At 73.7% G+C, this 18,575-nt stretch carries 17 protein-coding genes and 1 pseudogene; 11 read left to right on the plus strand and 7 right to left on the minus strand.

Features of this window, described 5'->3' with window-relative positions; genetic code table 11:
* Positions 1–66: 66 nt before the first annotated feature.
* Positions 67–432: pseudogene (locus ACIRRH_RS20620) on the minus strand (SDR family NAD(P)-dependent oxidoreductase); the annotation flags it as partial.
* Between the two features lie 87 nt (positions 433–519).
* Here ACIRRH_RS20620 and ACIRRH_RS20625 point away from each other — a divergent pair.
* The 5 genes from ACIRRH_RS20625 to ACIRRH_RS20645 all read left to right on the plus strand — a co-directional run bounded on the left by ACIRRH_RS20625 (position 520) and on the right by ACIRRH_RS20645 (position 7,074).
* A complete protein-coding gene (locus ACIRRH_RS20625) occupies positions 520–1,173 on the plus strand; it encodes a TetR/AcrR family transcriptional regulator (RefSeq protein WP_403069133.1) in 654 nt (217 codons plus the stop codon).
* A gap of 213 nt (positions 1,174–1,386) precedes the next feature.
* Positions 1,387–2,460: an enoyl-CoA hydratase/isomerase family protein gene (locus ACIRRH_RS20630; RefSeq protein WP_403069136.1), complete on the plus strand. Its 1,074-nt coding sequence runs from the start codon at positions 1,387–1,389 to the stop codon at positions 2,458–2,460.
* An 86-nt stretch (positions 2,461–2,546) separates the two neighbouring features.
* Positions 2,547–3,236, plus strand: coding sequence for a GntR family transcriptional regulator (locus ACIRRH_RS20635; protein WP_403069222.1), 690 nt, complete (start codon positions 2,547–2,549; stop codon positions 3,234–3,236).
* A gap of 197 nt (positions 3,237–3,433) precedes the next feature.
* On the plus strand, positions 3,434–6,145 hold the full coding sequence (aceE, locus tag ACIRRH_RS20640; protein WP_403069139.1) for a pyruvate dehydrogenase (acetyl-transferring), homodimeric type: 2,712 nt from the start codon (positions 3,434–3,436) through the stop codon (positions 6,143–6,145).
* A 143-nt stretch (positions 6,146–6,288) separates the two neighbouring features.
* Positions 6,289–7,074: an enoyl-CoA hydratase gene (locus ACIRRH_RS20645; protein ID WP_403069142.1), complete on the plus strand. Its 786-nt coding sequence runs from the start codon at positions 6,289–6,291 to the stop codon at positions 7,072–7,074.
* A gap of 116 nt (positions 7,075–7,190) precedes the next feature.
* On the opposite strand, the gene ACIRRH_RS20650 is transcribed toward ACIRRH_RS20645, so the two are convergent.
* Positions 7,191–9,023, minus strand: a complete 1,833-nt coding sequence (locus tag ACIRRH_RS20650; protein ID WP_403069144.1) for an NAD-binding protein — start codon at positions 9,021–9,023, stop codon at positions 7,191–7,193.
* Positions 9,024–9,242: 219 nt separating this feature from the next.
* Between ACIRRH_RS20650 and ACIRRH_RS20655 the strand changes: the two genes are divergently transcribed.
* Positions 9,243–9,842: an HdeD family acid-resistance protein gene (locus tag ACIRRH_RS20655; protein WP_403069147.1), complete on the plus strand. Its 600-nt coding sequence runs from the start codon at positions 9,243–9,245 to the stop codon at positions 9,840–9,842.
* A gap of 53 nt (positions 9,843–9,895) precedes the next feature.
* Here the strand turns inward: ACIRRH_RS20655 and ACIRRH_RS20660 are convergent, their stop codons facing one another.
* From ACIRRH_RS20660 to ACIRRH_RS20670, 3 genes are read right to left on the minus strand one after another with little or no spacing between them, the layout of a single operon-like run.
* Complete coding sequence (locus ACIRRH_RS20660; protein WP_403069150.1) at positions 9,896–10,036, minus strand: hypothetical protein; 141 nt, start codon at positions 10,034–10,036, stop codon at positions 9,896–9,898.
* A gap of 46 nt (positions 10,037–10,082) precedes the next feature.
* The gene (locus ACIRRH_RS20665) at positions 10,083–11,582 is read right to left on the minus strand and encodes a CoA transferase (protein WP_403069153.1); all 1,500 of its coding nucleotides are present in this window, start codon (positions 11,580–11,582) and stop codon (positions 10,083–10,085) included.
* 22 nt (positions 11,583–11,604) lie between these two features.
* Entirely contained in the window at positions 11,605–12,234 is a 630-nt protein-coding gene (locus tag ACIRRH_RS20670; RefSeq protein WP_224280559.1) for a LysE family translocator, read from the minus strand.
* A gap of 226 nt (positions 12,235–12,460) precedes the next feature.
* On the opposite strand from ACIRRH_RS20670, the gene ACIRRH_RS20675 reads away from it, so the two are divergent.
* On the plus strand, positions 12,461–12,919 hold the full coding sequence (locus tag ACIRRH_RS20675; RefSeq protein WP_403069156.1) for an Lrp/AsnC family transcriptional regulator: 459 nt from the start codon (positions 12,461–12,463) through the stop codon (positions 12,917–12,919).
* A 56-nt stretch (positions 12,920–12,975) separates the two neighbouring features.
* Positions 12,976–13,683 (plus strand): N-acyl homoserine lactonase family protein, encoded by a 708-nt coding sequence (locus tag ACIRRH_RS20680; protein ID WP_403069159.1) that lies wholly within the window; start codon positions 12,976–12,978, stop codon positions 13,681–13,683.
* A gap of 176 nt (positions 13,684–13,859) precedes the next feature.
* Here ACIRRH_RS20680 and ACIRRH_RS20685 read toward each other — a convergent pair whose 3' ends face one another.
* The gene (locus tag ACIRRH_RS20685) at positions 13,860–15,047 is read right to left on the minus strand and encodes a cytochrome P450 (protein WP_403069225.1); all 1,188 of its coding nucleotides are present in this window, start codon (positions 15,045–15,047) and stop codon (positions 13,860–13,862) included.
* A gap of 652 nt (positions 15,048–15,699) precedes the next feature.
* Between ACIRRH_RS20685 and ACIRRH_RS20690 the strand changes: the two genes are divergently transcribed.
* Positions 15,700–16,614, plus strand: a complete 915-nt coding sequence (locus ACIRRH_RS20690; protein WP_403069162.1) for a hypothetical protein — start codon at positions 15,700–15,702, stop codon at positions 16,612–16,614.
* A gap of 313 nt (positions 16,615–16,927) precedes the next feature.
* Here the strand turns inward: ACIRRH_RS20690 and ACIRRH_RS20695 are convergent, their stop codons facing one another.
* Positions 16,928–17,194, minus strand: coding sequence for a zf-HC2 domain-containing protein (locus ACIRRH_RS20695; protein ID WP_403069164.1), 267 nt, complete (start codon positions 17,192–17,194; stop codon positions 16,928–16,930).
* Positions 17,195–17,249: 55 nt separating this feature from the next.
* On the opposite strand from ACIRRH_RS20695, the gene ACIRRH_RS20700 reads away from it, so the two are divergent.
* Both ACIRRH_RS20700 and ACIRRH_RS20705 read left to right on the plus strand, forming a co-directional pair.
* Positions 17,250–17,813 (plus strand): sigma-70 family RNA polymerase sigma factor, encoded by a 564-nt coding sequence (locus tag ACIRRH_RS20700; protein ID WP_403069166.1) that lies wholly within the window; start codon positions 17,250–17,252, stop codon positions 17,811–17,813.
* A 287-nt stretch (positions 17,814–18,100) separates the two neighbouring features.
* The coding region (locus ACIRRH_RS20705) for an MFS transporter (RefSeq protein WP_403069169.1) at positions 18,101–18,575 on the plus strand (475 nt) is incomplete at its 3' end.

Here is an 18,575-nt window from a genome sequence, read left to right on the forward strand (position 1 = left end):
TCATCTGTCAGCTGTCATCCGTTGGCCCATCGCTGTCCGCAGCCCAGCCCCCGCCTACACCCGCGCCTACAGCCCCAACCCGCCCGCGGCGTCGACCACCCGCCCGGTCACCCAGCGGGCGTCGTCGGAGGCGAGGAACGCGACGACGTCCGCGATGTCGTCCGGCTGCCCGACCCGACCGAGCGCGGCAGCCGAGGCCGCGTACGCCTCCGCCTCCGCGTTGCCGCGCAGCCAGCCCGCGTTGACGTCGGTGTCCACGAAGCCGGGCGCGACGGAGTTCACGGTGATCCCGCGCGGGCCGAGCTGCTTGGCGAGGTTGAGGGTGAAGGTGTCCAGCGCCCCCTTGGTCGCGCCGTAGGCGATGATCTCAGGCATCGCCAGCCGGGCGACGCCGCTGGAGATGTTGATGATCCGGCCGCCGTCCGAGCCCCTCCTGCAACGTTCGGAACAATTGTTGAGCGGTCGCTCAAGAAAGACGCTAGCACACACTTTTTGAGCGAGTGCTCTAAAATTCGGCGCATGGCAGAGGCGTACGCAGCACCAGAGGCACCCGAAGGCGAGGCGGCCGACGCCCCGCGCCGCCCCCGGCGCGGCCGCCCGCCGGCCTTCGACCGCGCCGAGGCGCTGGCCGCGGCCACCCGGCTGTTCTGGCGGCTCGGCTACGAGGCCACCTCCGTCACCGACCTCACCACCGCCATGGGCATCCGCCCCGGCAGCCTGTACGCGGCCTTCGGCGACAAGCAGTCGCTGTTCGAAGAGGTGGTCCGCCAGTACCGCCACTCCCCGGCCGGTGCGTTCGTGGCCGCCGCCCTGGGACAGGAGCCCACCGCGTACGGCGCCTTCGCCCGCATCCTGCGCGAGGCCGCGGCCGTCTACCCGGACCCGTCTCACCCGGCGGGCTGCCTGGTCATCTCCGCGGCCACCAACGTCACTCCGCAGGACGCCGGAATCCAGGAGCATCTGCGCGAGCTGCGCAACGGGAACCTGCGGACCTTCGAGGCCCGGCTGCGCCAGGCCCGGCAGGACGGCGAACTGCCGCCCGAGGCCGATCCGGAGGCGCTGGCCGGCTACTTCGGCACGGTCCTCCAGGGCATGTCGCAGCAGGCCCGGGACGGCGCCACCGCCGCCGATCTGGCCCGCACCGCCGAACTCGCCCTGCGCGCCTGGCCCTGAACCACGGCCGCACGCTCCCGCCCTCCGGCCCGGTGATCGGAACTGCCCGCCGCCCCCGGTACGGTGGACGCCGGGGGTTCCGGCAGGAACCGGCGAGAACCGACAGCAACCGCCGGCAACCGGTAGCAACGAACAGCGGACGACGTGGGGCGCCACCGGGCCCCGGCGGACTCCGCACGACGTCGACATCACCGAGGAACGGGAGCGGGCCCGATGAGCGCAGAGGTGGCGGAGGTCCAGGCGTTCCTGGACGGCGGCGTCGGACGGCTCGTGCTGAACCGTCCGCGGGCACTCAACTCGCTGACCCACGGCATGGTCACCGCCCTGCGCACCACCCTGGACGACTGGGCCGCCGACGACCGGATACGCGCCGTCGTGCTGACCGGCGCGGGCGAGCGCGGCCTGTGCGCGGGCGGCGACATCCGCGCGATGCACGACGACGCCAAGGCGGGCGGGGCCGGCACCCGGGCGTTCTTCCGCGACGAGTACCGGCTGAACGCGCTGATCGCCCGCTACCCGAAGCCCTACGTCGCGGTGCTGGACGGCATCACCATGGGCGGCGGCGTCGGCGTGTCCGCCCACGGCGCGGTGCGGATCGTCACCGAGCGCTCCACCGTCGCGATGCCCGAGACCCGGATCGGCATCGCCCCGGACGTCGGCGGCAGCCGGCTGCTCGCCCACGCCCCCGGCGAGCTGGGCACCCACCTCGCGCTCACCGCGGCCTCGATGGGCCCGGGCGACGCCCTGCTGTGCGGTTTCGCCGACCACTTCGTACCCTCCCCGCGCATCCCGGACCTGCTCGACGCCCTGGGCCGGAGGACCGCTGCGGCGACCGGGAGCACCACCACCGAGGTCGCCGCCCTCGTCGCCGCGCACGCCGAGCCGGCGCCACCCGCCGCACTGGCCGCCCAGCGCAGCTGGATCGATGCCTGCTACGCGGCCGACACGGTCGAGGAGATTGTCGAGCGGTTGCTGAACTCCGGTGTCCCGGAGGCGAAGGAGGCTGCCGAAGCCGTCCTCGCGAACTCACCGACCGCCGTCAAGACCACCCTGGCCGCGCTGCGCCGCGCCCGTACGCTCCCCTCGCTGGAGGCCGTGCTCGACCAGGAGTACCGGATCTCCTGCGCCGCGCTGGAGGGCCACGACATGGTCGAGGGCATCCGCGCGCAGGTGATCGACAAGGACCGCAACCCCCGCTGGAAGCCCGGCACGCTCGCCGAGGTGACGGCGGCGGATGTCGCCCGGTTCCTCGCCCCGCGCGAGGGCGACGAGCTGGGCCTGGCGTGACCCCCGCCCCTCTCCCGCCGGCACCCCTGGAGCCCTCCGTGAACCACCCGGTCCCGCCGCCGACCCCGGCCGGTGACACCGACCCGCTGTCCCGGGTGCCGCTGGGCGAGCAGGTACGCGGGCTGGTCCTGGAGGGCCTGCTGAACGGCCGCTGGCAGCCCGGGGACCGGATCGTCGAGCGGCGCCTGGCCGCCGAGTTGAACGTCAGCCAGGCGCCGGTCCGCGAGGCGCTGCGCACGCTCCAGACGCTCGGCGTGCTCGATGCCGAGCCCAACCGGGGTGTGCGGGTGCGCGAGATCGGCCCGGCCGAGCTGCGCGAGGTCTACCAGGTGCGGGCCGCGCTGGAGCGGCTGGCCGCCGACTCCGCGGTGGTCCGACTGGCCGGGGACACCACCGCGCTGGAGCGGCACGCCGAGCGGATGGCGGCGGCCGCGGCGGCGGGCGACGCGCTCGGCCAGGCCCGGCACGGGGTGGCCTTCCACCGCGAGGTCGTGGCCGCCTCCGGCAACGGGACACTGCTGCGGACCTGGGAGGGCCTCGGGGTCGAGGTGTGGACGGTGCTGTCGCTGCACCGGGCCCGGCCGGGGCTGCACGAGAACGCCGCCGACCACCGGCCGCTGATCGAAGCCTTCCGGCGACAGGACCCGGAGGTCGGGCGGTTGCTGGCCGAGCACGTCCTGGAGTACGCCCGGCACGAAGACCAGCGCGAGGGAGACCGGCGCGTGGGAGACCGGCGCGTGGGAGACCGGCGCGAGGACGGTCAGCGCTCCGGCTGAACCACCCGCGCTGCCGCCCCTCCCCCCTTCCCCTTAAGTTCGCATAGAGATGATCGATCATCACTCAAACTACCCGCCAGTACCGGTTGACGCACCGCCGGACCACTGCCTACGGTCCATGTAGTTCCATGAAGAGAAATGCTATTCCGCATCCCGGAATCAGCGCCCTGAAGCGCACCGCCAGAGGGGAACCACCCGTGTCCCAGCTCGACCAGCTTCCTGACCAGGACCCCGAGGAGATCGCGGAGTGGCGCGCGTCCCTCGACGCCGCCCGCGACTTCGGCGGTCCGAACCGTGCCGCCCACCTGCTGCGCCGCCTCGTCGAGCACGCCGAACTGCAGCGGCTCGACGTCCCTCCGCTGCTGGACACCCCGTACGTCAACACCATCCCCACCGCCGCCGAACCGGAGTTCCCCGGCGACGAGGAGACGGAGCGCCGGATCACCGCCTGGAACCGCTGGAACGCCGCCGCCATGGTGACCAGGGGCAACCACCGCGGCGGCCTGGGCGGGCACATGGCCACCTACGCCTCCGCCGCCTGGCTGTACGAGGTCGGCTTCCAGCACTTCTTCCGCGGCAAGGAGGCCGACGGCTCCGGCGACCAGCTGTACGTGCAGGGCCACGCCGCCCCCGGCGTCTACGCCCGCGCGTTCCTGGAGGGCCGGATCTCCGAGGCCCAGCTGGACCGCTTCCGCCAGGAGGCCGGCGGCGACGGCCTGCCCTCCTACCCGCACCCGCGCCGGCTGCCGTGGTTCTGGGAGTTCCCGACCGTCTCGATGGGCCTCGGACCGATCTCGGCGATCCACCAGGCCCGGTTCAACCGGTACCTGACCGCACGCGGGATCAAGGACACCTCCGGCTCGCACGTGTGGGCGTTCCTCGGCGACGGCGAGATGGACGAGCCCGAGGCCACCGCCGCGCTCCCCCTGGCCGCCCGGGAACAGCTGGACAACCTCACCTTCGTCGTCAACTGCAACCTGCAGCGCCTGGACGGGCCGGTGCGGGGCAACGGCAAGATCGTGCAGGAGCTGGAGCGCCGGTTCCGCGCGGCCGGCTGGAACGTGGTCAAGTCACTGTGGGGCGAGGCCTGGGACGAGCTGCTGGCCCGCGACACCACGGGCGCGCTGGTCCGCCGGCTGGGCGAGGTGCCGGACGGGCAGTTCCAGACCTACGCCGCCTCGGACGCCGGATACGTCCGCGAGCACCTCTTCCACAGCTCGCCCGAACTGCGGGCGCTCGCCGACACCGTGGACGACCGGCGGCTGGTCGAGACCGTCGCCACCTCTCGGGGCGGCCACGAGCCGCGCAAGGTGTACGCGGCCTACCGCGCGGCCCTGGAACACCGGGGCGCACCCACGGTGGTGCTGGTGCAGACCGTCAAGGGCTGGACGCTCGGCCCCGGCTTCGAGTCCCGCAACGCCAACCACCAGATGAAGAAGCTCTCCGGCGCCGAGTTCCGGGCCATGCGCGACCTGCTCGAACTCCCGATCCCGGACAGCGCGTTGAACGACGAGCTGCCCCCGTACGCCCACCCCGGCCCGGACTCGCCGGAGGCCCGCTACCTGCGCGAGCGCCGCGCCGCACTGGGCGGCCCCGCACCCGCCCGCCGGGCGTGCTTCACTCCGCTGCCCGCCCTGCCCGCGAAGCCCTTCGAGACGCTGTTCAAGGGCTCCGGCAGCCAGGAGATCGCCACCACCATGGCCTTCGTCCGGCTGGTCAAGGACCTGATGCGGGACAAGACGACCGGCCACCGCTGGGTGCCGATCGTCCCGGACGAGGCGCGCACCTTCGGCATGGAGTCGCTCTTCCCGACCGCCGGAATCTACTCCCCGCTCGGACAGACCTACGACCCGGTCGACCGCGACCAGCTGCTCCACTACAAGGAGTCGGCGACCGGCCAGATCCTCAACGAGGGCATCACCGAGGCCGGTTCGATGGCCTCGCTGACCGCCGCCGCGACCGCGTACGCGACCCACGGCGAGCCCGTCATCCCGTTCTACATCTTCTACTCGATGTTCGGCTGGCAGCGCACCGCCGACCAGATGTGGGCACTGGCCGACCAGTTGGGCCGCGGCTTCCTGGTCGGCGCCACCGCCGGCCGCACCACCATGACCGGCGAGGGCCTGCAACACGCCGATGGTCACTCGCAGTTGATCGCCTCCACCAACCCGGCCGCGCTCTCCTACGACCCGGCGTTCGGCTACGAGGTGGCCGTGATCGTCCGCGAGGGCCTGCGCCGGATGTACGGCAGCAGCGAGCAACACCCGCACGGCGAGGACGTGTTCTACTACCTCACCGTCTACAACGAGCCACTGCCGCAGCCCGCACTCCCGGCCGGCGAGGAGACCGTGGACGGCATCCTGCGCGGCCTCTACCGCTACCGCACGGCGGACGCCGCCCTGCCCGCCGACGCGTCCGCCGAGCCGCCGCGGCTCCAGCTGCTCGCCTCCGGCACCGCCGTGCGCTGGGCCCTGGCGGCGCAGCGGCTGCTCGGCCATGAGTGGGGTGTGGCGGCCGACGTCTGGTCCGCGCCGTCCTGGACGGAACTGCGCCGCGAGGCGCTGGACTGCGACGCGGCCAACCTGGCGCAGGCGGCGGCCGGTGCCTGCGCGGAGGCCCACGTCCCGTACGTGACCCGGGCGCTGGCCGGGGCGCCCGGGCCGGTGCTGGCGGTCAGCGACTGGATGCGCGCGGTGCCGGACCAGATCCGGCCCTGGGTGGAGCAGGAATGGACCTCGCTGGGCACCGACGGCTTCGGCCTCTCGGACAGCCGGGCGGCGGCGCGGCGGCACTTCGGGGTGGACGCCGAGTCGGTGACGGTCGCGGCGCTGGCCGCGCTGGCCCGCCGGGGCGAGGTCACGGCGCAGACCGTACGGCGGGCGGCGGAGCGCTACGGCGTCCACTTCTGACCGGCTCGGCTTCCGCCCCCTCCGCGGCCTGGTGACCGGCGTCTCGCATACCAAGACTGGCGCGAGGCGGGGCGCGTCGTAGATCGTTGGGTGGTCAGGGCGCGCCCACGGGCGCCGAGCAGCGGAAATGGGAGTCGACGGCGATGACCGAGACCGAGACCTACGAGACGATCCTGGTCGAGCGCAAGGGCCGGGTGGGGCTGATCACGCTCAACCGGCCCAAGGCGCTCAACGCGCTGAACACCCAGCTGATGAACGAGGTGGTCGCCGCGGCGACCGCCTTCGACCGGGACCCGGAGATCGGCTGTCTGGTCATCACCGGCTCGGAGAAGGCCTTCGCGGCCGGCGCCGACATCAAGGAGATGCAGGGCAACCGGTTCCCGGACGTCTACCTGGACGACTGGCTGGGCCCGTGGGACCGGCTCGGCGCCCTGCGCAAGCCGGTGATCGCGGCGGTGGCCGGGTTCGCGCTGGGCGGCGGCTGCGAGCTGGCGATGCTGTGCGACATCCTGCTGGCGGCGGACACCGCGAAGTTCGGGCAGCCGGAGATCAAGCTCGGCGTCATCCCCGGCATCGGCGGCTCGCAGCGGCTGACCCGCGCGGTCGGCAAGGCGAAGGCCATGGAGCTGTGCCTGACCGGCCGGATGATGGGCGCCGAGGAGGCCGAGCGGGCCGGCCTGGTCTCCCGGATCGTCCCCGCCGACCAGCTGCTGTCCGAGGCGCTGGCCACCGCCGAGACGGTCGCGGCGATGTCCGCTCCGGCGGCGATCATGATGAAGGAGAGCGTCAACCGGGCCTTCGAGACCACCCTGGCCGAGGGTGTCCGCTTCGAGCGCCGGCTCTTCCACGCGGCCTTCGCCACGGCGGACCAGAAGGAGGGCATGGCGGCCTTCGCCGAGAAGCGCCCGCCGGAGTTCCGCAACCGCTGACGACGGAGGACGGCCGACAGATGACAGCTGACAGATTTCAGATGTTGAAATCTGTCAGCTGAACTCTGTCGGCCGTCGGCTGTTCGCCGTCCGCTGCGCACCGTCAGCTGCCGCGCTCAGCCCTGTCCCTCCCCCTCCTCCACCGCCACCGTGTTCAGCCGGGCGAGCCCGCTTCGGGTGGCGGCGACCACGATCTGGTCGCCCGGGGCGAGCCGCCGGGTGCGGTCGGGGAAGTTCCACTGCAACTGCCCGCCGTGGGCGAAGCGCACGGCGATCACCCGGACCCCGCCCGGGTCCTCCAGGTCGTGCCGGTTCAGCCCGATCAGGCCGCTGCCGTCCTCCGCCTTCAGCTCGGCGATCAGCAGCACGTGCCGCAGCACCGACAGCATGCCGCGCACCTCGCGCCCCATCAGTGCCGCCGCGAAGGCGGGCGCGGCCAGGTAGGACACCGACCGGGAGGCCGCGTTGTCCAGGGTCTTGTAGAAGTGGCTCGCGAAGTCGTCCTCGAACAGCCGCACCACCACCCGGACCTCGGGATTGCCGTGGCGCGCCTCCAGGGCCGCCTCCAGGTTGGTGGCGTCGTCCCCGCTGACCGCGACCAGCGCCCGGCTGTGCTTCAGCCGGGCCCGGCGCAGCTGCTGCTCGAACGGGCCGTCGCCCATCACCACCGGGATCCCCAGCGCCCGTACGGCGGCGATGCCGCGTGCCTGCGGGTCCCGCTCCATGCAGACCACGGGCACGCCCATGTCGTGCAGTTGGGTCGCGACCCGGGTGCCGACGTTGCCGAGACCGACGACGATGACGTGGTCCCGGGTGCCCGCCCCCGGGTTGCGCGGCTGCCCGCGCCGCCCGGAGCCCAGCACCTCGACCGCGATGGCGGTGGCGACCGGCGCGAAGGTGATCCCGCAGATGGTGATCACCACCTGCGCGACCCGCTGCCAGAACCCGCCGGTGCCCGTCCCGGCGGAGATGTCGGAGAGCTGGTCCGGCTGGGCGGCGCCGGCCAGGTCGAGCAGCGCGATGTAGACGGTCCAGCCGAAGTTCCGGTTGAGGTACCAGAGCACCCCGAAGGCCAGCAGCACCGCCGCGAGGGCGGTGAGCAGCACCAGCCGCATCCGGGCGCTGGTGAAGAAGCGCATGGTGTCGAGCAGCCGCCAGCGCAGCCGCCGCATCCAGTCGGTCGGCTCCCGGGGCTCGATCCGCAGCACCTGGAGCGCCGCCCGGCCGCCCGGTTCCTCCTCCGGAGCGGGTTGGTCCGACGGTGCCGGTTCACGCCGTACGCCACCGGGCCGGATCGGCCCGCGGTCACCGAACTCGCTGGCGAGCCGGACGAATTCGGCAGAGTCGCCCTGCTGCTCGGGCAGCAGCCGGATCCTGCCGAGGTCCTGCCGGTCGATGTGGTCGGCGACCACGCAGATCCGGTCGGAGGTGATCTCGTCGTCGAACGCGATGTGCAGGTAACGCCCTTCGATCTCCACGGAGTTGGGCCGACCGAGCGCCGCGGAGGCGAAGGCCGGAGCGGCGGTGGCGGAGCCGGAGAGCGCGGCACCGTTCTTGAGCAGCCGTTCGATGTTCTCGCCGAGCCGCTGGTTGAACATCCGGAACACGATGCGGATGTCCGGGTTGTGGTTCTGGGCGCTGAGTGCGGCGTGGATGTTCTCCTGGTCGCTCCCCTCGACCAGGGCGAGACCGCGCGCGGTGCCGATGGACACCGCGCGCAGCGCCTCCTCGGTGACGCTGGCGTACTCCACGACCGCTGCGACTCCGGAGAGTTGCTCGATCTGCGGCGCGTGGTCGCGGGTCCGGTCGGCGACCAGGACGACGACCGGGACCTCGTAGTGCTCGACGAGTTCCAGGACCAGTCGGTGCGCCAGCGCGTTGCCCCCGCAGACGATGTAGTGCTGGCTGATCGGCTCGACCGGAGGGGTCCCCCACCCTTCAGAAGTCATACCGACGGATGATATCGACGGCAAGTGTCCGGAGGGTGACGTTCCGGCGACCGCGGCGGATCCCCCGAACGGCCGAATCCGACGCGCGGCCCGGCAGCGGCGCGGAGAGGCTGGGCTTCGTTCCCTGCCCGTCAGCCGGCCGACCCGACCTCACCCGTCGTGCGTCGCACGACCAGCACGTCAGCCGTCGCCCGGCGTCAGCTCAAGGAGTACGCCACCGTGGCCCCTCCGATCATCACCCCCGACGGCACCCCGGTCCAGGGCCCGCTCGGACTGCTCGCCAAAGCCGCCTGGCAGGTCCTGCTGGTCGCCGGTCTCGTCTCGCTCGCCCTCGGGATCGTGGTCTTCGTCTGGCCCCGGGAAACGCTCCTGGTGGTGGGCGTGCTGTTCGGCCTCTACCTGCTGGTGATCGGCATCGTGCAGCTGGTCGCCGCGTTCGGCACCCACTCCACCACCGCGCTACGGGTGCTGGCCTTCATCAGCGGCGCGATCTGCGTGCTGCTGGGGCTGCTCTGTTTCCGCAGTGCGGCGCAGTCGCTGCTGCTGCTCGCACTCTGGATCGGGATCGGCTGGCTGTTCCGCGGCATCACCCAGCTCGCCGCCGTGATCTCCGACCCGCTGATGCCCGCCCGAGGCTGGCAGGCCTTCGCGGGCGTGGCCAACACCCTGGCCGGCGTGCTGCTGATGGTCTGGCCGGCCGGGTCGATCACCGCGCTGGCCGTGCTGGCCGGGTGCTGGCTGGTGATCCTGGGCCTGATCGAGATCGTGACGGCGTTCCAGGTCCGTAGCCGGGCCAAGCAGATCCCGTCGGGGGTCTGACCGCACGTCCCGCAGGCCGTCACGTCCCGGAGGCGGCCGCTCCGCGGGGACCGTCACCCGCGTTTCGGCAGCGCGTCGAAGCGGCGCAGCGGCTCGACGGCCGCGCGCCCCCGGACCTGGGCGAGGCAGCAGGCCTCGCCCAGGCCGGGCCAGCGCTCCTCGAACCAGGCGTGGTCGGTGGCGTCTGCGGTCATGACGGCCACGCTGCCGGGCACCTCGGGCAGCGCTCGCCCGGGGCCGTCAGAGCCAGACCGGTTCGTCCGTTCCCCAGCGCCCCGGCGGGAGCGACCAGTCGGCGGGCGCCCCCTCGTACCCGATCGGCGGCAGGGCGTGACGCAGCCGCCCGTATGCGGAGTCGGTCTCGGCCAGCCACCGGGAGGGGTCGTACGGCTCGGGCGAGGCTCCCTGGGGCGTCTCCTGCTCGATGCCGTGCAACAGCCAGGAGGCCGTGCCGGCGAGGGAGAACCGCAGGTGGCGGCCACCGGGGCGGCGGGTGCGCTGGTCGGTGAGGGAGCGCAGGACGGCGGCCGCGATGAGGTAGCCGGTGCCGTGGTCGAGGGCCTGGGCGGGCAGCACGCCGGGGCGGCCGTCGGGGGCGGCCTCGTGGGCGGCGATGCCGACGCCCGCCTGGACCAGGCTGTCGAAGCCGCGCCGGCCGGCCCAAGGGCCGGTCCAGCCCCAGGCGCAGAGCTGGACGAGGATCAGGTCCGGGCGACGGGCGAACAGCGCGTCGGGGTCGAGGCCGTGGGCGTCGAGGGCGCCGGGCCGGTAGCCGGTGACGAGGACGTCGGCGGTGGCGAGCAGGTCCTCGAAGACGGCACGGTCGGCCGGCTCGGCGAGGTCGAGGCGAGCGGAGCGCTTGCCGAAGCCGGTGTCGGCGTGGGCGTCCTCGGCCTCGGGCAGCCGGGGCGAGTCGACGCGCAGGACGTCGGCGCCGAGCAGGGCGAGGGTGCGGGTGGCGACCGGTCCGGCGATCACCCGGGTGAGGTCGAGGACCCGGACCCCGGCGGCGGGCCGGTCCACCGGGGCCCCACCGAGCGGCCGGACCGGCGCGGCTCCGGCAGCGGCACCGATGTCCCGGTGCTCCACAAGGGGGTGCATGGCGGGGCTCACCGGCGCGACGGCCACCGCGAGCGCCCCCGCCTCGTACGCGCGCTCCTGGATCCGCTCGGCCGGCAGCTTGCCGAGCGTGTCGGCGAGCTGCTCGGGCCCAGCGTCTGCGGCGAGGCCGAGGGCGGAGAGCAGCCGGGTGCGGTGGTGCGGGTAGTTGGCGTGGGTGCGCACCCAACCGTCGGCGGTGCGCCAGAAGCCGGAGTGCGGGGCGAAGCTGACCGGCGTGCGGCCGTCGATCGTCAGGTGCCGCTCGCTGACGAAGGCGGTGCCGACCGCGCCCTGGTCCACCCGGACGGCGGGGACGGGCGCGCCGCTGCGGTGGGCGGCGAGCTCGGCCGCGGCCAGCGAGCAGACGGCCACGGTGGCCCGGGCGAGCCGGCGCACCGGGAGGCCGGAGGGCAGGACGTTGTCCGGGCCGTGGAAGGCCACCCGGTCCAGCAGTTCGGCCGATCCGCCCAAGGCCGCCCAGGCGCCGGCGGTGGGGCGGTCGGCGGGTTCGCCGCCCGATCGGCCGCCGTGTCCGGCGGTTCCGGCGGTTCCGGCGGTTCCGGCGGTTCCGGCGGTTCCGATGGCTCCGGTGGTTCCGATGGCTCCGGTGGTTCCTTCTGGCAACGGACGATCAGTCATGCCCGGCATTGTGCTCCCGTTCTCAGGCGCTCGCTGTGACGCCCGCCACCAGCATCAGCAGCACCGCCGAGACCACGGTCATCCGGCGGGCCGCCTGCGGGGTGCCGCCGAACCGGCCGCCGAGCCGCCCACTGGCGTGCGCGACCAGCCCGTACACCACCGCGCAGGCGAGTACGTTGAGCGAGCCGAGCGCGAGTACCTGGCCGCCGACCGGCAACGCGGCGTCCGGGTCGACGAACTGCGGCACCAGGGAGAGGTAGAGCAGCAGCCCCTTGGGGTTGAGCAACGCGGTCAGCATGCTCTGGCGCAGCACGGTCGCGGTGGGCTGCGGCTTGGGCGCGGTCAGGGCGGCGGCACCCCCGCCCTTGCGCAGCGCCAGCAGCATCATGACGGCCAGTACCAGCAGGTACGCGGCGCCGGTGAGGCGCAGCACGGGCAGGGCGGCCGGGACGGCGCGCAGCGCGGCGGCCAGTCCGGCGCTGGAGAGCAGGGTGTGGACGGCGTACCCGGCGCAGACCCCGCCGACCGCGGTCAGCGCGGCACGGCGTCCCTGGCCGAGGCCTCGGGCGGCGATGTAGAGCCAGTCGGGGCCCGGGGTGCAGACCAGCAGCAGGTCGACTCCGAGGAAGAGGAGGAGGGCGTGGGTGTCCATGGGCGTGGGCGTGGCCTGTCGTGCTCGTCGTGGTGTGGGCCCGGCGGGTCGGCCGGGGCTGTCCCGGCGCTCGGCCGAGGGCTGTCCCGGTGGTGGGCCGGCGTGCCCCGGCGGTCGGCCGGGATGTCCCGGTGGCCGGTGCGGTCACTGAAGGTAGCCGGACAGGGCTGGCACGCGATGGCCACTTTGCGCTGGTCGGAGCGGCGTTTTGGCAGAATATTGCGCCATGGACCGAATCGACCGCAGGATCCTCCGCGAGCTCCAGCAGGACGGGCGCCTGACCAACGCCGAGCTGGCCTCCCGGGTGGACCTCACCCCCTCCCCCTGCCTGCGCCGGGTACGCCAACTGGAGCAGGACGGCGTGATCCGCGGCTACCGGGCGATGCTGGACGGCGCGGCGGTCGGCCGCGGCTTCCAGCCCTTCGTGACGATCACCATGCGTCACGAGGACCAGGTGACGGTCGCCGAGTTCGAGCGCCGGGTGGCCGAGCTGCCGGAGGTGGTGGAGGCGCACCGGCTGTTCGGCGAGCCCGACTATCTGCTGCGGATCGCGGTGGCCGACATCGCCGCGTACGAGCGCTTCATCACCGACGTGCTCTCCGGCCTGCCGGGCATCGCGCAGGTCAACTCGCACCTGACGATGAAGCAGGTGAAGGCCGACCGGGGGCTGCCGGTCGGCGGGTAGGGTGCGAACCGGGGGCCTGCGCGCCCGCCCGTACGGGGACAGAGCGACGCTGCGACATGGGGGCTGAATTGCGCGTGATCCGCCGTCTCGACCTGGGGTACTTCGTCCGGCCGGCCGCCGAGGTGGGCGGCCCGGAGCCGCGCGTGGAGCCGGTGCTCGCGTACCTGGTCCGGCGTCCGGAGGGGTTGCTGCTGTTCGACACCGGGATCGGCGGCGGCGAGCCGGAGACCGAGGCGCACTACCGCCCGGTCCGCCGCCCGCTGCCGGAGGCGCTCGCCGCGGCCGGGGTCGCCGTCGCCGACATCGACCTGGTGGTCAACTGCCACCTGCACTTCGACCACTGCGGGGGCAACCCGCTGTTCGTCGGCACGCCCGTCCTGGGCCAGGCGGACGAGCTGGCCACCGCCCGGCGCGGCGGTTACACCATCGACGCGCTGGTCGACTACCCCGGCGCCGAATACCGCGAGCTCGACGGCGAGACCGAGATCTGGCCGGGCGTGCGGGTGCTGCCCACCCCCGGCCACACTGCGGGCCACCAGTCGCTGCTGGTCGACCGCCCGGGCAGCGGGCCGGTCCTGCTGGCCGGGCAGGCGTACGACTTCGCCTCCGAGTACGGACAGGCGGTCCTCGCCCGGCGGGCGGCGCGCGAGGGCGTGGCCGCGCCGTTGCCCGGCTACCGGTCCTGGCTCGACCGGGTGGCGGAGCACGGGCCTCACCGAGTTCTGTTCGCGCACGACCACGCGGTCTGGGAGCAGACCGATTAGCTGCGGGAGTCCCGGCCGGATGGCCACACGGCAGGGAGGCTGTGGGAGCCGGTCGGGCAACCGTGCCGGAGGTCGCAGCGCGGCGCCCGGGCACTGCGACCTCCGGCACGGTTGGGAGGCTCGGGAGGGTTCGGAAGGTTCGGTAGGTTCGGTAGGTTCGGAAGGTTCGGAAGGCTTCAGAAGGTGAAGCGCAGCGAGCGGACCCGGTGGTCGAAGCTGGACGGGACGAGCTGCGGCTCGCCGACCGACCGCGCCTCGGGCAGTCGGGTGAACAGCTCGCGGAACAGCGCCGTCATCTCCTGCCGGGCCAGGTGCGCGCCGAGGCAGTAGTGCGGACCGCCTCCGCCGAAGCCGAGGTGGGGGTTGGGCGTGCGGGTGATGTCGAAGGTGTCCGGGTCGGGGAAGACCTCCTCGTCGCGGTTGGCCGAGCCGTAGAACAGCGCGACCTTCTCGCCCGCGCGCAGCAGCGGACCGCCGGGGCCGCCCAACTCGTGGTCCACGGCGAGGGTCCGGTTGAACTGGATGATCGGCGTGGCGTGGCGGACCATCTCGTCCACCGCACCGCCGAGCCGCCCGTCGAGATCGGCGAGCAGCAGGGCGCGCTGCTCGGGGTGGACGGTCAGCAGGTGCAGGCCGTGGGCCAGCGCGTTGCGGGTGGTCTCGACCCCGGCGACCAGCAGCAGGCTGAAGAAGGCGCCCAGTTCTCGCCCGGTGAGCCGACGGCCGTCCACGTCTGCGGTGACCAGCGCGGAGATCAGGTCCTCCTCCGGCCGGCGACGGCGCCGCCGGCCGACCCCGGCGACGATGCCCTGCATCCGGGCGAGCGCCCGCAGCCCGCGCCCGGGCGCCCGGAACCGGCGGCGCAGCGGGCGGGCCACCCCGATGTCCTCGGAGCTGCGGTTGACCAGGTCGAGGATTTCGCGCCGCGACCTCTCCGGGATGCCCATCATGGTGCAGATCACCTGGAACGGAAGCTCGGCGGCGACTGCGGTCACGAAGTCCTCCGGCCGCTCCTTCTCGATCCGGTCGACCAGGTCGGTGCTGATCCGCCGGACGTCCTCCTCGACCCGGTCGAGCAACCGTGGGGTGAACGCCCGCGAGACGATCCGGCGCAGCTGGGCGTGGCGGGGATCGTCCAGGTTGACCATCGAGTCACCGAACAGCAGCCGGACCCAGCGGGCCGGGGCCGGGGTCGTCACGCCGGGGCCGCTGAGGAAGACGGCGGGGGTGCGGCTGGCCTCGACCACGTCGGCGTGGCGGACCAGGGCGTGGAAGCCCCGGCCGGTGGCGCGGTCGCCGAAGAACACCGGGCCGGGACGGCGGCGCAGCTCGGCAAAGGCGGCGGCGCGGGCGGGGGCGGGCAACTGCCAGAAGCAGGGGTCGGCGAGATCGACGGACTCGGGCGGGGCGGGGGCTTCGGCTGGGTCTGCGGACGCGGGCGGGCCGGAGGGCTCGGTCGAGTCGGCGGGCTCAGCAGCGTCGGCGAGGTCGGTGGACTCGGGCGAGTCGACCTGCTCGGTGGCTTCGGGCTCCGCAGGTTCGGTCGCCTCCGCGGGTTCGGTCTGGCCCGCGGGTTCGGTCGCCTTCGCGGGTTGGGCCGACTCGGCGGGTTCGGTCGACTCGACGGGTTCCTCGACCCGGACCGGGGCCGTCGCCTCCACCGGGGCCGTCGCCTGCTGTGGGACGGTCGGCTCGCCGGGGGCAGTGGACTCGGCAATGTCGGCAATGGGCGCCGAGGCATCCGTCGGGGTCTTCAAGGCCGAACCTCCCTGCTTCTGGACGGCATCGCTCCGACACGCACCGCACTTGGTTGTGCACATTACGTGAGCAGTGGATGTCCTCTGTCAAACCGCCCCGATGGTCATACGAGCGGCTGTTCGGTTCGGCGCGCCGGGCAGGTGCGTCGACCGGAGGTGATCCGGTGGGCTGCGGGGCGGGCGGTCGGGCATGGTCTCATGACACAGAACCAGCCATGACCGGAGGGTGCGGTCCGGGCCGGGCAGAGCGGGTGCGACGATGAGTGCCATCGTGATGACCGACCGGATCCGCCTGCTGCGCGCCGTGGTCTTCGCCGCGCTGTGCGTGGCATTGGCCGCCACCGCGCACGTCGCCATGGCCGGGTCCGGGGTCACGCCGACGGTGCTGGCCGGCGCGTTCGGGGCGGTCCTCGGGCTGACCTGGCTGCTCGCCGGGAAGCGGCGCGGGCTCGGCGTGATCAGCCTCTGGATGGTCGTGGCGCAGACCACGCTGCACCAGCTGTTCGAACAGTCCGGGGCGCTCTCTCGAGGGGGCGGCGGCCTCGGCCGGCTCGCCACCACGGACTGGGCCGCCCTCCTGCTCTGCAACCCCGACCGGGTGCCCGGCGGGCTCTCCCCGGTCGAACTGGCGCGAATGGCGGGTATCGACCCGGACGTCCCACCGGCCGCAGGCAGCCTGCGGCCGACGGCGGGGACGCACCACGGGGCCGCGGGCACGACGGCCATGGACCCCGGCTCGCCCGGGATGGCCGGGATGACGGGGATGCCCGCCGGGCCGCACGCGATGCCTGGCGGATCGCTCCACGGCAGCGGGTCGTACGACACGGCGCAGGACCTGGTGAGCGGACCGGCGCACGACATGGCGCACGGGCTGTCCCACGGCATCTCGCCGGGGATGGCCGCCGCCCACGTGCTCGCCGCGCTGGCGTGTGCGCTCCTGCTCTGGCGCGGTGACGCGACGCTGGTCCGGCTCTTCGAGCTGCTCGGCGCGCTCGGCTCGGTGGTCGCGGGGGCTCTGCTGGTCCCGCTGCTGGCGCTGTTCGCGCGCCCCTTCGACTATCGGGCCCCGGCGCCGCCCCGCCCGGCCGCCGACCGGGCCCGGCCGCCCCGGTCGGCACTGCTGACGCATGCCGTGGTCCGGCGCGGGCCGCCGGCGTTCGCCCTCGCCTGCTGACGCGCCCGCCGCGCTCTCCTCCCACCCCGGCCGCCTCCGGTCGCCGGGACGCTCGCGACGGGCAGGTCGCCCTGCCGTACGGCCGCGCCTTGCGCCGTCGTGCCGTCAGGGTGCGGGCCCGCGTCCGCCGCCGCGCCTCCCCAGGGGTCCGGCGTGCCGCGCGGCTACCCATGGACGCCGACGGTGCCGCGCTGCGCGGCGCCGTTCCCCGCCTTCCCCTCGGGACCTTCCCATGCCTGACTTCGACGGCGCACCAGCTCCGGCCGGCGCCACCGTCCTGCCGTTCCCACTCCTCCGGACGCGCCGGCCGCTCCTACCCTTCGACGGCCTGCGGGCCCTCCGGGGCACGGCCTCCCGGCCGGTCCTCGCCCAGCCGGGCCAGCAGCCGGGCCGACCACTCGGGCGAGGGCCCGTCGGCGGCGCCCGCCCCCACCCGACCGCGCAGCCGTTCGGCGCGGGCCAGCCACTCCCGGCAGCCGGCACAGCGCGCGACGTGCTTGTCCAGCCGGACCTCCGGCAGGCCGCTCGGTTCGCCGTCGAGCCGGGCGGACAGAGCGATACGGAACTGCGCGCATCTCATCTGCCCATCGTCCCGCACGGCCGTACCGTCGGGAGCTGCCGGGTGGGGGGCCGCCGTGGATGAGGAACAGCTCACCGCACTGGCCCTGACCGCCCGCTCAGGGCGGGCGGCCGACGTCGAGGCCTTCGTCCGGGCGACCCAGCGGGACGTCTGGCGCTTCGTCGCCCACCTGACCGACGTACAGTCCGCCGACGACCTCGCGCAGGAAACCTTCCTGCGCGCGCTGCGCGGCCTGCCCGCATTCGCAGGGCGCTCCTCCGCCCGCACCTGGCTGCTGTCGATCGCCCGGCGTACGGTGATCGACCGGTACCGGATGGCCGCCGCCCGGCCGCGCTGCGCGGCACTGCCGGACTGGCAGGAGGCGGCGGAGCGGCAGGGCGGCACAGCTCCGGCCGGGTTCGAGGACGGCGTCGCGCTCGGCGACCTGCTCGACCGGGTGCCCGCCCAGCGGCGGGAGGCCTTCGTACTGACACAGGTGGTCGGCCTGAGCTACGCGGAGGCCGCCGAGGTCGCCGGCTGCCCTGTCGGAACCGTCCGCTCCCGGGTCGCCCGGGCTCGGGAGGAACTGGTGGCACGCCTGCGCGCCGCGGAGACCGGGGAACTCGCGACCGCCTGCTGAGTGGTGGACGGGCGGTGGCGGACGACTGACGGTGGACAACCGACGACGAACAGATGACAGATTTCGAAATCTGTCATCTGTTCGCTGAAAGCTGTCGGCTGCCGGCTGCCGGCTGCCGGCCGTCAACTGTTCGCACGCGCCACCGCGCCCAGCCCCCGACCCCGCACCACCCCGGGAAGAAATCCCCCAGGTGTTCGGAACCAGAACCCCCTCGCCCCCGACTGCTGTACCGGACCCCGCCGCCGAGGCGGCGTCCGGTACAGCAGTACGGGAGACGGAGGGACTTCATGGCAGCGCAACGGACGCCGAACGCTCCATCCCTGACGGGGCATCAGGCGCAGCAGCCGGCCGACCGCTGGAGCCTGGTCATAGCCGCCGGTCTCCTGTCGTTCGTCGCGATGCTCGACATGAACGTGGTCAACCTCGCGCTCACCGACATCTCGGCCGGCCTGCACGTCTCCCCCGGGGTCGCCCAGTGGGCCGTCCTCGGCTACCAACTCCCGCTCGTCGCCCTGCTGTTGCCCGCCGGACGATGGCTGGACCAGGTCGGCACCCGCTCGGCCCTGCTGCTCGCGGTCAGCTGCTTCGCCCTGTGCAGCGTGCTGGCCGCCTGCGCCCCGTGGGCCGGTTGGCTGATCGCGGCCCGGCTGTTCCAGGGCGCCTTCGGTATCGGTAACTTCCGCGATCACAACATGCGGAATGCCTCCGGCAGCGGCGGGTCAGCGGCGGGTCAGGTCCGCGGCGTACTCGGTGCCGGAGCCC

The organism is Kitasatospora sp. NPDC101235 (assembly GCF_044767505.1).
Lineage (GTDB): Bacteria > Actinomycetota > Actinomycetes > Streptomycetales > Streptomycetaceae > Kitasatospora.

What these genes read in the sequence shown, in the direction of transcription:
- ACIRRH_RS20695 (WP_403069164.1), bottom strand. Translation starts at nt 17,194, where the DNA reads ATGAGATGCGCGCAGTTCCGTATCGCTCTGTCCGCCCGGCTCGACGGC.
- ACIRRH_RS20660 (WP_403069150.1), bottom strand. Translation starts at nt 10,036, where the DNA reads ATGACCGCAGACGCCACCGACCACGCCTGGTTCGAGGAGCGCTGGCCC.
- ACIRRH_RS20650 (WP_403069144.1), bottom strand. Translation starts at nt 9,023, where the DNA reads ATGACTTCTGAAGGGTGGGGGACCCCTCCGGTCGAGCCGATCAGCCAG.
- ACIRRH_RS20665 (WP_403069153.1), bottom strand. Translation starts at nt 11,582, where the DNA reads ATGACTGATCGTCCGTTGCCAGAAGGAACCACCGGAGCCATCGGAACC.
- ACIRRH_RS20625 (WP_403069133.1), top strand. Translation starts at nt 520, where the DNA reads ATGGCAGAGGCGTACGCAGCACCAGAGGCACCCGAAGGCGAGGCGGCC.
- ACIRRH_RS20675 (WP_403069156.1), top strand. Translation starts at nt 12,461, where the DNA reads ATGGACCGAATCGACCGCAGGATCCTCCGCGAGCTCCAGCAGGACGGG.
- ACIRRH_RS20690 (WP_403069162.1), top strand. Translation starts at nt 15,700, where the DNA reads ATGAGTGCCATCGTGATGACCGACCGGATCCGCCTGCTGCGCGCCGTG.
- ACIRRH_RS20630 (WP_403069136.1), top strand. Translation starts at nt 1,387, where the DNA reads ATGAGCGCAGAGGTGGCGGAGGTCCAGGCGTTCCTGGACGGCGGCGTC.
- ACIRRH_RS20645 (WP_403069142.1), top strand. Translation starts at nt 6,289, where the DNA reads ATGACCGAGACCGAGACCTACGAGACGATCCTGGTCGAGCGCAAGGGC.
- ACIRRH_RS20680 (WP_403069159.1), top strand. Translation starts at nt 12,976, where the DNA reads ATGGGGGCTGAATTGCGCGTGATCCGCCGTCTCGACCTGGGGTACTTC.
- ACIRRH_RS20670 (WP_224280559.1), bottom strand. Translation starts at nt 12,234, where the DNA reads ATGGACACCCACGCCCTCCTCCTCTTCCTCGGAGTCGACCTGCTGCTG.